11 protein-coding genes (1 of these 11 cut by a window edge) are annotated in these 12,859 nt (G+C 48.5%); 8 read left to right on the top strand and 3 right to left on the bottom strand.

Annotation, left to right across the window (positions count from 1 at the left end):
* Positions 1-14 precede the first annotated feature (14 nt).
* Positions 15-365, bottom strand: coding sequence for a ribonuclease P protein component (gene rnpA / locus LOS79_RS25095; protein WP_315413205.1), 351 nt, complete (start codon positions 363-365; stop codon positions 15-17).
* A gap of 496 nt (positions 366-861) precedes the next feature.
* Positions 862-996, bottom strand: coding sequence for a 50S ribosomal protein L34 (rpmH, locus tag LOS79_RS25090; protein ID WP_019914530.1), 135 nt, complete (start codon positions 994-996; stop codon positions 862-864).
* 738 nt (positions 997-1,734) lie between these two features.
* Here rpmH and dnaA point away from each other — a divergent pair.
* The 6 genes from dnaA (at position 1,735) to gyrB (ending at position 8,057) form a co-directional block, all read left to right on the top strand.
* Positions 1,735-3,081, top strand: a complete 1,347-nt coding sequence (dnaA, locus tag LOS79_RS25085) for a chromosomal replication initiator protein DnaA (protein WP_315413198.1) — start codon at positions 1,735-1,737, stop codon at positions 3,079-3,081.
* A 197-nt stretch (positions 3,082-3,278) separates the two neighbouring features.
* Positions 3,279-4,421, top strand: a complete 1,143-nt coding sequence (dnaN, locus tag LOS79_RS25080; RefSeq protein ID WP_315413197.1) for a DNA polymerase III subunit beta — start codon at positions 3,279-3,281, stop codon at positions 4,419-4,421.
* A 46-nt stretch (positions 4,422-4,467) separates the two neighbouring features.
* The gene (gene yaaA, locus LOS79_RS25075; protein WP_315413195.1) at positions 4,468-4,695 is read left to right on the top strand and encodes a S4 domain-containing protein YaaA; all 228 of its coding nucleotides are present in this window, start codon (positions 4,468-4,470) and stop codon (positions 4,693-4,695) included.
* 21 nt (positions 4,696-4,716) lie between these two features.
* Positions 4,717-5,835 (top strand): DNA replication/repair protein RecF, encoded by a 1,119-nt coding sequence (recF, locus tag LOS79_RS25070; protein ID WP_315413193.1) that lies wholly within the window; start codon positions 4,717-4,719, stop codon positions 5,833-5,835.
* A 16-nt stretch (positions 5,836-5,851) separates the two neighbouring features.
* Positions 5,852-6,100, top strand: a complete 249-nt coding sequence (gene remB / locus LOS79_RS25065; RefSeq protein ID WP_039295738.1) for an extracellular matrix regulator RemB — start codon at positions 5,852-5,854, stop codon at positions 6,098-6,100.
* A gap of 46 nt (positions 6,101-6,146) precedes the next feature.
* Entirely contained in the window at positions 6,147-8,057 is a 1,911-nt protein-coding gene (gyrB, locus tag LOS79_RS25060; protein ID WP_315413189.1) for a DNA topoisomerase (ATP-hydrolyzing) subunit B, read from the top strand.
* A gap of 90 nt (positions 8,058-8,147) precedes the next feature.
* Here the strand turns inward: gyrB and LOS79_RS25055 are convergent, their stop codons facing one another.
* Positions 8,148-9,023 (bottom strand): YheC/YheD family protein, encoded by an 876-nt coding sequence (locus LOS79_RS25055; protein WP_315413187.1) that lies wholly within the window; start codon positions 9,021-9,023, stop codon positions 8,148-8,150.
* Positions 9,024-9,319: 296 nt separating this feature from the next.
* Here LOS79_RS25055 and gyrA point away from each other — a divergent pair, with 296 nt between their 5' ends.
* Complete coding sequence (gene gyrA, locus LOS79_RS25050) at positions 9,320-11,860, top strand: DNA gyrase subunit A (protein WP_315413185.1); 2,541 nt, start codon at positions 9,320-9,322, stop codon at positions 11,858-11,860.
* Between the two features lie 146 nt (positions 11,861-12,006).
* On the top strand, positions 12,007-12,859 hold the 5' portion of the coding sequence (locus LOS79_RS25045) for an HD-GYP domain-containing protein (RefSeq protein ID WP_315413183.1). Its footprint extends 248 nt past the window's final position; the window shows 853 of its 1,101 coding nt (coding positions 1-853); its start codon is at positions 12,007-12,009; its stop codon lies beyond the right edge, outside the window.

Raw genomic sequence — 12,859 nt, 5'->3', positions numbered from 1 at the left:
CTCTTCCGGCCCGCTTACTTGCGCAAAGCCTTGAGCAGCTTGGCTTTACGAAGCACATGAAGCACACTGTTCTCAAGCTCGCCGTAATCCTTGGAAAGAGCTCCTTTTCTTACGATGAATACCATGTCCAGCCCGCCGGTAATTTCCGGTTCGTGATGACGTACAATCTCCTTCACCAGCCTTCTCATCCGGTTGCGGACCACAGCATTTCCAACCTTTTTGCTTACAGATATCCCTACCCGGAAGCGCTCGACCTCTCTTCGGGGGAACCAGTACACCACAAACTGATGATTGGCGAATGACTTTCCGTGACGGTAGACCCGGCTGAAGTCGGCACGGTTTCGTAAACGTAAACTTTTGTGCACGGTAATCTCCTATTTAAATACCGGGCGGAATGGATCCGGAATCCGGAATTTTTTCTTCTTAATTAGTATAGTCAGTCAGAGGATGCCATAAACAGCTGCTACCGGAGCAGCAAATACAGTCAGCACCTGCCGCCGCAGGACAGTTTCAAAAAAAGCCCCGCAGTATCGGAGGCAGCCTCTGCAGAGCCAAACATGTATTTGTAGCAGCAGAAGAAGCGGTCATCCACCGCTCTGCGGACAGCATCCATTTCGGCGCTATATATAGAAGAGAAACAATTAATGTATCCGCTGCCTTCACTTAAAATCAAAAAAGCCCCGCAGATGCGGCCTTTGTAAGGATGCCTGATCCAGATCTCCTGGAAGGCTCCATGAAAATAACCCCACACAAGTGGGGCTTTAGCTTCAATGGTTACACAGGCTCTTTGCGGGGACCCCGAAACAGATAAATACATATCTTTTAAAAAAGGACCACAGCAGTGGTCCCTAGCGGCCTAACTTACGCACTCAAAACTTTTCTGCCTTTAAGGCGGCGGGCTGCCAGCACTTTACGGCCGTTTTTCGTGCTCATTCTTTTGCGGAAACCATGCACCTTTTTGCGTTTGCTCACATTCGGTTTGAACGTCGGTCTCATGTATTGCACCTCCCTTACAGGATCTTAATTACTGTCATATAAGCAGAAACGGACTAAGCCGTCCTTAGAGTAGGGACAGTATCTACAAGTATCATCAATTAAATTTGGAGACATATCCTCACAGAAAACACCTTTATATATTTAAACATATAATCATGGCAAAAGTCAACCTAGTCATCTTCCTCCCTCTTTTTATTTTCTGCACTGACTGCGGCTGCCTCACCTCCGCTATCCCCAGGCGGTTTCCGTTCCCCACAGTTTCATCTTAGCGCCTTATCCACATTGCATTTGTTCAAAATAATAATCCACAGGCTTGTCCAGTTATCCACCTGTGATCAAAAAAAATTGCCGGATGCACACAGCTGAGCACAACCTGTGTATAAAAATATCGAACCGTTGACGGAACCTGTCGAACGGTAAACAAATTATCAACAATATGTAGTGGTGTTCGTAAAAATTATACACAAGTGATTGAATTTGTGGATAAAATAGCGCGGCTCATTGAAAAACAAGGGGGCTTTTGCTATGATGGTATTACTTTTGAATGTGAATAGATTTGTTTGTTCAATATATTATCAACAAGCTGTGGATAAAGTTGTGAACAATTCAAATTTATCCATATTTTTTTGTCTCTTGATATTGCATATTGGGGATAAGATTCAGCAACAACCCATTTTCTTCGACATTTCCACTTCATGGCTGACGCCACATTTGGAAGATTTAAAGGAGTGACAGTCTGTGGACAGCCATACTTCCGAATTATGGCAGCAAATTTTATCGATTATTCAAACCAAACTAAGCAAGCCGAGCTTTGATACCTGGTTTAAGGCGACGAAGGCATTAAGCTTCAGCCCTCAGGCCCTGATCATCTCGGCGCCTACAACTTTTGCCGTAGAATGGCTGGAAAGTCGCTACACCAAACTGGTAGGAGCTACAGTGTATGAGGTCACCGGACAACAGGTTGACGTCAAATTTGTAATTGAAGAGAACAAGCCCTCTGAGCCTGTAGTCCAACAGCTGGCGCCCTCTCCCGCGGTATCCCGCGAAGAAGCACAGACGCATTTGCTCAATCCCAAATACACTTTTGATACGTTCGTTATCGGTTCAGGCAACCGGTTTGCGCATGCAGCCTCGCTGGCCGTAGCCGAAGCACCGGCTAAAGCTTACAATCCTTTGTTTTTATACGGGGGCGTAGGGCTCGGAAAGACTCACTTAATGCATGCCATCGGCCACTATGTGCTGGAGCATAACCCCAATAACAAGGTAATTTACATCTCGTCCGAGAAATTTACGAATGAATTCATTAACTCGATCCGTGACAACCGCGGTGAGAGCTTCCGTAACAAATACCGCAATGTTGACATTTTGCTGATTGACGACATTCAATTCCTGGCCGGCAAGGAGTCAACGCAGGAGGAATTTTTCCATACGTTCAATGCGCTTCATGAAGAACGCAAGCAAATTATCATTTCAAGCGACCGGCCGCCGAAGGAAATCCCCACGCTGGAAGAACGGCTGCGCTCACGGTTCGAATGGGGACTGATTACAGATATTCAGCCTCCGGATCTGGAGACGCGGATTGCAATTCTGCGGAAGAAGGCCAAAGCGGAGAACCTGGATATCCCGAATGAAGCGATGATGTATATCGCTAATCAGATTGATACGAATATCCGCGAGCTCGAAGGCGCGCTGATCCGTGTTGTAGCCTATTCCTCACTGACGAATCAGGATGTGACAACGCATCTGGCAGCTGAAGCACTGAAGGATATTATTCCGTCCAGCCGTCCGAAGATGATCACCATTAACGACATTCAGCAAAAAGTCGGCGAATACTACAATTTGCGCATGGAGGATTTCAAAGCGCGGAAACGCACGAAGGCTGTTGCTTTTCCAAGGCAGATCGCCATGTATCTCTCCCGTGAGCTGACGGATTATTCGCTGCCAAAAATTGGTGAAGCCTTCGGGGGACGCGATCATACAACCGTTATTCATGCCCATGAGAAGATTACGCAGCAATTAAAGGTGGACCAGGAGTTGTACAAAGTGGTAAATAATCTTTCGGAGAAAATTAAAAATCCTTCCTAAGAGGAACTAAGAGCCTATACACAATCTATACACATGTGGGTAGGCTTAATTTTATGCTGTTTGAGCGACTTATCCACATAAACGGAGCCCCTACTACTAATACTATTAAATAACTATAATAATTCATCATCTAAGAGCAGGTTTCAAAGAGGATATCCGCAGTGCCATTTCCCAACTTTTCAGCTAGGAGTGAAATTATGAAAATCAGCATTCTCAAGAATGAACTTAACGAATCTATAGGCCATGTCTCCAAAGCAATCTCAAGCAGAACAACAATACCTATTCTGACAGGTATCAAGTTTGAGGTTAGCCATCAGGGTGTAACCTTAACCGCAAGTGATACGGATATCTCCATCCAGTCCTTTATCCCCGCTGAGAATGACAGCCATACGATTGTCAAAGTAGAGCAGCCGGGCAGCGTTGTGCTTCCAGCCAAGTTCTTTGTCGAAATTATCAAGAAGCTCCCCTCCAAAGAAATCCACATGGAAGTTAAAGAAGGCTTTCAAACCTATATCTCTTCCGGATCCACGGAGATTCAGATCGTCGGTCTTGACCCGGAAGAATTCCCTGTTCTGCCAAGCATTGAAGAGAATGAAACCATCTCACTTCCCGGCGACCTGCTGAAGAATATGATTAAGCAAACCGCCTTCTCTATTTCCACCCAGGAAACAACGCCGATTCTTACGGGAATTCTGTGGAATCTGACCGATAACGAATTTAAATTTACAGCAACCGACCGCCACCGCCTGGCGACACGGGCCGCCCATCTGGATGGAACTGAGAATGTCCAGTTTGCGAATATTGTTATTGCCGGCAAAACGCTGAACGAGCTGAGCAAAATCATTCCCGACCAGAATATGCTGGTGGATATTGTCGTAGCTGATAACCAGGTTCTGTTCAAAATCGACAAAGTGCTGTTCTATTCGCGGATCCTGGACGGAATTTATCCGGATACTTCTAGAATTATTCCAACCAACTACAAAACAGAACTAACTTTGGATACAAAAAAACTCAGCGAATCGATTGACCGTGCTTATTTGCTGTCCCGTGAAGAGAAAACAAACATTGTCCGCATGCAGACGCTCGAGAACGGGGATGTAGAAATCTCCTCGAGCTCGTCCGAGCTGGGCAAGGTACGGGAAGAGCTGGAAGTCATAGATTTCAAAGGTGAGCCGCTGCGGATCTCCTTCAACTCGAAATATATGCTCGATGTGCTGAAGGTAGTAGAAAGTGAGCAGCTTGTGATCGCCTTCACCGGAATGATGAGCCCGATTATTCTCCGTCCGCTCGATGAAAGCCGCAGCCTGTATGTGATTCTGCCTTACCGTACAACTAACTAATGCCCTGTCCATGACCTGTGGATAAGTGGCCGAAAGGAACAAAAAGATGAAAAAAATAGTTATCCACAGTGGATATATTAAGCTGGACCAGTTTTTGAAGCTCGCCGATTGCGTATCCACAGGCGGGATGGCCAAAGCGCTGCTGCAGGAAGGACATGTACTTGTGAACGGGGAGAAGGAAGAACGGCGTGGCCGGAAGCTTTACCCGGGTGATAAGATAGAGGTACAGGATAACGGCGTTTTCGAAGTTGAAGGCGGCGGGATCAAGGAGTAATACCCCAAGGAGGACAGGGTCTTGTTTGTCAAAAATATCGGTCTGCAGTATTACCGCAACTACGGGCTGCTGCGTCTAGAGAACCTGGGCGATGTGAACCTTATTCTCGGCCAGAACGCCCAGGGCAAAACAAATCTCATGGAGGCTTTGTTCGTCCTGGCGATGACCAAAAGCCACCGCACCTCCAAGGATAAGGAACTCATATCTTTTGATGCACCGGCCGGCTCGGCACAGATTGTAGCTGAGGTGGAGCGCAAATACGGTGATCTTAAGCTGGAGCTGACCTTGTCCCCCCAGGGTAAAAAAGCCCGGATTAACGGACTCGAGCAGCGCCGGCTCAGTGAATTCGTAGGTTCCCTGAATGTGGTCATGTTTGCGCCGGAGGATCTGGAGATTGTCAAAGGAACCCCCGGGATCCGGCGCCGCTTTCTCGATATGGAGATTGGCCAGGTGCAGCCCAGCTACCTGTTTCACCTCCAGCAATACCAGAAAATTCTGCTCCAGAGGGGCAATCTGCTGAAGCAGCTATGGGGTAAGGAGGCTGCCGGCAAGGAGCTTTTGGAGATTTGGGATGCCCAACTTATAGAGCATGGTGTTAAAATCGTCAAAAAAAGGAAACAATTCATAAAGAAGCTGCAGATATGGGCAGAAACCATCCACCGCGGCATAACAAACGGCGGAGAAGAGCTGAAACTGCTCTATGTGCCTTCTTTTGGTGAGCGCGAAGAGGAAGATGAAGCTGTCTTATTGGACAAATTTATGTTAAAGTTATCACAAACGAGAGAACAGGAAATCAGGCGCGGCATGACGCTGACGGGTCCCCATCGGGATGACCTGTCCTTTTTTATCAACGGAAGAGAAGCGCAGGTATACGGCTCCCAGGGACAGCAGCGTACGGCGGCTTTATCGCTCAAGCTGGCGGAAATTGAACTGATCCATGAGGAAATCGGAGAATATCCTGTGCTGCTTCTTGATGATGTTTTGTCCGAACTTGATCCCTATCGTCAGACCCAACTGATCGAAACCTTTCAAAGCAAGGTGCAGACCTTCATCACCGCTACCGGTGTCGAGGGGCTGAATGCCGATAAACTCAAGGGCGCGAGCCTGTATCATGTTCACGGCGGTAAAGTGGAGCTATAAAGAGCGGAGGAAGACCATGTATATTCATTTGGGCGGAGAGAAAATTATTCGATCCTCAGAGCTGATTGCGATATTTGATATTTCGATTGAGAAATCTTCCAAGGTATCGAAGCAATTCATGACTCATTCCCAGCAGGACAAAAAGCTGGAACGCATTGGTGAAGAGGAAGCGAAGTCTATTGTCGTAACCAAGAATACTGTCTACTACTCCCCTATATCCTCCTCCACTCTCAAAAAAAGAGCCAAAATCTTGTTAGAAATATAATGTTCCGGCAGTTACAGGAGATAATCTGAAAGAAGTAGGTGAAGGCATGTCAATGAATCAACCGACATATGATGAGAGCCAGATTCAGGTACTGGAAGGGCTGGAAGCGGTTCGGAAACGTCCCGGCATGTACATCGGCTCCACCAGCGCCAAAGGTCTGCATCATTTGGTCTGGGAGGTTGTCGATAATAGTATCGACGAGGCGCTGGCAGGTTTTTGCGACCGGATTCAAGTCATTATCCATGAAGATAACAGTGTGACTGTTATCGATAACGGGCGGGGTATTCCTGTCGGTGAGAACGTGAAGCTGAAGAAATCTACGCTCGAAGTAGTAATGACTGTCCTGCATGCAGGCGGTAAATTCGGCGGCGGGGGTTACAAGGTTTCCGGCGGTCTTCACGGCGTAGGGATCTCGGTTGTTAACGCGCTGTCTGAGAAGGTAGTGGTCACTGTCAAACGTGACGGCCATGCCTACCGGCAGGAATACAGACGCGGTGCACCACAGTACGATATCAAGGTAATCGGAGATTCCGAGGAGACTGGTACGACTACAACCTTCCATCCGGATCCGGAGATTTTTACCGAAACGACTGTTTTTGAATATTCAACGCTGCTTACCCGTATCCGGGAGCTTGCCTTCCTGAACAAGGGGATTGAGCTTTCCCTGCTGGATGAACGGACTGGAGTCTCCAATACGTTCAAGTATGACGGCGGTATTGTAGAGTATGTGAAATACCTTAACGAGAAAAAAGAAGCCCTGCATGAGGAACCGATCTACGTGGAAGGCTCACGGGATATGATTGCCGTTGAAGTGGCTCTCCAATATAACGATTCATACACAGAGAACATCTATTCCTTTGCGAATAATATCAATACCCATGAGGGCGGTACGCATGAATCCGGCTTCAAGAGCGCTCTGACCCGTATCATTAATGACTATGCCCGCAAGGCAGGGGTCATTAAAGACAGCAGCCAGAATCTGACCGGAGATGATGTGCGTGAAGGTCTGACCGCGATTATCTCTGTCAAAATTCCTGAGCCGCAGTTCGAAGGCCAGACTAAGACGAAGCTCGGTAACAGTGAAGTCCGCGGAATTGTAGAATCACTGTTTGGGGAGAAGCTGCAGGAGTTCCTGGAAGAGAATCCGGCCGTCTCACGCCGTGTGCTTGAGAAGTCACTGCAGGCTTCCCGTGCCCGCGAAGCGGCCCGTAAAGCACGTGAGCTGACACGCCGCAAGAGTGCGCTTGAGGTCAGCGCCCTTCCGGGCAAGCTGGCTGACTGCTCCTCGAAGGATGCATCGATCAGTGAGCTGTATATCGTCGAAGGGGACTCTGCCGGCGGTTCGGCCAAGCAGGGCCGTGACCGTCACTTCCAGGCGATTCTGCCGCTGCGCGGTAAGATTCTGAACGTAGAGAAAGCCCGGCTTGACCGAATCTTGTCCAACGCCGAAATCCGGGCAATTATTACCGCCCTTGGAACCGGGATAAGCGATGATTTCGATCTCGGTAAAGCGCGTTATCATAAGGTTGTCATCATGACCGATGCCGACGTCGACGGTGCCCACATCAGAACATTGCTGCTGACCTTCTTCTACCGTTATATGCGGAAGATTGTCGATGCCGGGTATATCTACATTGCCCAGCCGCCACTGTTCAAGATTGAACGCAACAAGGTCATCCGCTATGCACAGAGCGAGAAGGAACGCGATGAAATTATCGCCACCTTTGGCGAGAACGTGAAGGTCAATGTTCAGCGCTACAAAGGTCTGGGGGAGATGAACGCTGCCCAGCTGTGGGATACTACCATGGATCCTGAGAGCCGTACTATGCTTCAGGTAACGATCGAGGATGCTATGCTGGCTGACAGTATCTTTGATACACTGATGGGTGACAATGTAGAGCCGCGCCGTGACTTTATTCAGGAGCATGCCCAGTCTGTCAGAAATCTCGATATTTAAGCAGAGCCCTATAACAAACCTCCGGTTATCTCCCTATCAGGGACTTGCCGGAGGTTTTATTTTTGTCTGGAATGGGCGTAAGAGAGAGTGCTAGCGCCTTCCCGTTACGCTTCGCCTGCGGCCGGCAGCCGGCCGGGAACGTTTCAAACGTCCATAAGCGACTGCATAACGGTGAATTCTGCGGTAGATGCTTTTGTCCCGGAACATTTTGAAGACAATGATAGAGGGCAGTGTATTCACCTCAAGCAGCCAGAGGTCATGATGCTGATCTATGGCTACATCAAGTCCGATTTCTTTAAGGCCCGGATAGGCGGTTTCAAGCTGTGCCCCGATTCTTACACCCAGTGATTTCAGCTGCTCCAGGGCACCTGCCATTTCAGCAGCTGACATATGCTCCTTAAACAGGGTATCTATCTGAAAAATGCTGCCGCCGTTATGATAGTTGGTGACTACCTTCTGTGGTGCGGCTACCCGGCCAAGCATGCCTGTCGTCTCCCAGCAGCCCCGCAGGTTCTTCTGGGCCAGAACCCGGAGGTCAAACGGGCGGTCCTGATGCTGAAGCAGATCAATCCCTTGCTGTACCAGATAGGTCCGGCCTTTAATCTTCGGCAGGATGGCTGCATGAAGCTCCTCCGGTGTGCTAAATACCTCGGCATCTTTTGCATATCTCAAAATGTACATCAGCCGTTGCTCGGTCTCTGCTTCAGGAGTCACATCGTCTCCGGCATCAAAATCCGGCTGCTGATCGCTTGGGCTTAAATGGACAGCCCGCTGCTCGGCTCTCATCACTCCGCTGCCATAGGTGCCGCGGTCCGGTTTAATATAGACCGTTCCGTAAATGCCGAGCAGCTCTTTCAAATCTTCCAGGCGGTATTTGCGTGTTTCGGGAATGAAGACTGAGAGCAGGCGATTCTGCAGAATGACTTTTGTTTTGGCCCATTTGCTGGACACACGCTGAATCCTCATTTTCTGCCTCCTAAGTATTGTTCTACAACGAATTTTCAGGACAAGCTAACTAAACAATGTTATAATATAAGGATATGGGGTTATGCCTTTTTGGACGAAAACGGGGTTATAGAGCCATTCTTCTTGTCTTTACAGTCTATGTACTGGAGGCACCAGCGGAAAGGGCGTATACCCTTATCCGTACTAAAAGAAAATCAATATAGAAGATAAAAGGCTATCAGGTTTAATTGTGCTGCTTTTGTGAAAGTAATATAATTAAGGGTAGCGGTTTTTAACTGAAGGAGGTCCAGCAACTCATGGCTGAACAAAATAACCCGCAAATCAAAGACCGGGACATTGGTGCGGAAATGCGCGAATCCTTCATGGATTATGCGATGAGCATCATTGTAAGCCGGGCTTTGCCGGATGTGCGGGACGGACTTAAGCCTGTTCACCGGCGCATTTTGTTTGCGATGTCGGAACTTGGAATGTCCTCGGATAAACCTCATAAAAAGTCAGCGAGAATCGTCGGTGAGGTTATCGGTAAGTATCATCCTCACGGAGACTCCGCCGTATATGAGACGATGGTACGTATGGCCCAGGATTTCTCCATGCGTTATATGCTCGTAGACGGACACGGAAACTTCGGTTCCATTGACGGGGATATGGCAGCTGCGATGCGGTATACCGAAGCAAGGCTGTCCAAGATTGCCGGAGAAATGCTCCGCGATCTGAACAAAGAAACAGTTGATTTCGCTCCCAACTATGACGGTGAAGAGAATGAGCCTGTAGTATTGCCTGCGCGTTATCCGAACCTGCTTGTAAACGGAGTATCCGGTATTGCGGTCGGTATGGCCACTAATATCCCTCCGCATAACCTGGGTGAGGTTATTGACGGTGTGCAGGCCATGATTAAGAATCCTGATATTACGCCTATGGAGCTAATGGAATATATTCAAGGCCCGGATTTCCCGACAGCCGGTTATATATTGGGCCGTGAAGGAATCCGTCAGGCTTACCGCACAGGACGCGGATCGGTTACCATGCGTGCCAAAGCGACGATCGAAGAGAATAACGGTAAAGCACGGATTATTGTGCATGAGCTGCCTTATCAGGTTAATAAGGCCAGACTCGTAGAGAAGATTGCTGAATTGGTGCGTGAGAAGCGTATCGAAGGCATTACGGATCTGCGTGATGAATCTGACCGCACAGGAATGCGCGTTGTTATTGAAATGCGCCGGGATGTGAACCCGAGTGTTGTACTTAACAACCTGTACAAGCATACCTCTATGCAGTCTACCTTCGGGATCAATATGCTGGCTATCGTAGGGAATGAACCGAAGATTCTGAACCTGCGTGATGTGCTGTATCATTATCTGCAGCATCAGATCGAAGTTATCCGCCGCCGGACCATATTTGACCTGAAGAAAGCGGAAGCACGGGCACATATTCTGGAAGGTCTGCGTATTGCCCTCGATCATCTGGATGAAGTTATTGCCCTGATCCGCGCTTCGCGCACGACAGATATTGCCCGTGAAGGCCTGATGGAAACCTTCAGCCTAAGCGTTGAGCAGGCTCAGGCCATCCTCGACATGCGGATGCAGCGCCTGACTGGTCTGGAACGTGAGAAAATTGAGAATGAATATAACGAACTTCTGGCCAAAATTGCCGAGTACCGTGAAATTCTGGCTAACGAGCATCTCGTTCTGGAGATTATCAGCAATGAGCTGCAGGAAATTCGTGATAAGTACTCCGATGACCGCCGTACGGAAATTACGGTCGGAGAAGAAAGCATTCTCGACGAAGACTTGATTCCGCGTGAAGAGGTTGTTATTACGATTACCCATACCGGCTATATCAAGCGTCTGCCGGTCAGCACCTACCGCAGCCAGAAGCGCGGCGGCCGCGGGGTTATAGGGATGGACACCAAGGATCAGGACTTTGTGGAGCATCTCTTCGTGAGTAATTCCCATAACTATCTGATGTTCTTCACGGATAAGGGTAAAGTGTACCGGATCAAAGCCTATGAGATTCCGGAGCTTGGCCGGACTGCCCGGGGAACGCCGATTATCAACCTGATTCAAATTGAGCAGGGTGAGAAGATCAGCGCGGTAATCCAGGTAGAGGATGCGGACAGTGACAAGTACCTGTTCTTTGCTACCCGTGAGGGGATTGTGAAGAAGACTCCCCTGGAGGATTACAACAATATCCGTAAGGGCGGCCTGATCGCGATTAATCTCCGTGAAGAGGATTCACTTATTGAGGTGAAGCTGACTGATGGTGAGCAGGATCTGATTATAGGTACTGCCCGCGGGATGTCGATTACCTTCTCAGAGAATGATGTCCGTTCAATGGGCCGGAGCGCCACCGGGGTTAAAGGAATTACACTCGACGATAATGACCATGTCATCGGCATGGACTGTGTGGATAAAGAGCTTGAAGTGCTGATCGTTACAACCAAGGGCTATGGTAAACGGACGCCTGCCGGCGATTATCGTTCCCAGACCCGCGGCGGTAAAGGTATCAAGACGATTAACCTTACAGACAAGAATGGTCCGGTAGTCGGGCTTAAGGTTGTTAAGCGTGACGAGGACCTGATGATTATAACTACAAGCGGTACACTGATCCGGACCAGTATGGACGGCATTTCGACAATGGGACGTTACGCCCAGGGCGTTAAGCTGATCAACATCCGTGAGGATGATGCGGTTGCTACGCTGTGCAGAGCGGATAAAGAGGAAGATGAATTGCCTGAACACGAGGACGGCGAAGAAATTCAAAGTGCTGTAGTCCTAGAAGAAGGCGAAGATATCCAGCCTGAATCCGTTGCTGATGATGAGGCGGACGAACAGGAGTAAGTATTTGCAGGCAGAGCATGAGTTTCTGATTCCAGAAGCTCATGCTTTTTATTTAAGGAATAGGGTTTCTGCTATCTAGTCGCTTGTCAGGTTACATACTATAATTAAAGAACAAATGGTGTTACAGAAATAAAGGGGCTGAATTTATGCCAAACGTATCCGTTACAGAAATAAAAGTAGGCTCAAAAATCATTAAGGATGTTATAACACCACTGGGAGGGGTTCTCTTCTCCAAAGGGAAAATAATCCTTCCGCGCGATATAGAGGTTCTGCAGGCCTTTTTAATTGGACAGGTTGAGATAGAAGGGGCCCAGGGTGAAGACACAGCACCAGAGGGCGCCAAACAGGCAGTGAAGCAGCAGGCGGTCAAAACAGGCTCTCTTATTAATGAATCCGTGCTTGCCAAGAGCAACTCACCTATCCATGATGAATATGAAAGAATGCTGGCGCTCATTAAGAAGTGTTACCGTTCTGCAGCGGCAGTGGCACTTCCCATTTATGAATTACGGAGTCAGCTGGAGCTGCTGATCAGCCATTTGAAGGATTATCATGTCCTAAAGTTTGCTCCGCGCGTCTTGTTTGAACAGGATTACAATTATCATAACGCGGTATTGTCGGCTTTGACATCATATAGGATTGCCCAGTGGTGCGGATATCCCCAGAAGGACTGGATGCAGGCTGCGTTTGCCGGCTTACTGCATGATATAGGCAACGTAAAAGTAGATGAGGCACTGCTGCAGAAGCCGGAGCCGCTTAAAGGCAGCGAGGTCGAGGAAGTACGCCGGCATACTACCTATGGTTATCAGCTGCTGCGTAATGTTACCGCCATTAACGAAGGTGTCCGACTGGCCGCCCTGCAGCATCATGAGAAAATAGACGGTACCGGTTATCCGCTTAAGCTGGACGGTACCCAGATTCATTTCTACGCCAAGATAGTAGCAGTAGCTGATATATTCCATGCCATGACCCTTCAAAAGGCTTATAGAAAGGCCCAGTCGC

Source organism: Paenibacillus sp. MMS20-IR301 (assembly GCF_032302195.1).
GTDB lineage: Bacteria > Bacillota > Bacilli > Paenibacillales > Paenibacillaceae > Paenibacillus_AQ.
This window is presented reverse-complemented; position numbering and strand designations above follow the sequence as displayed.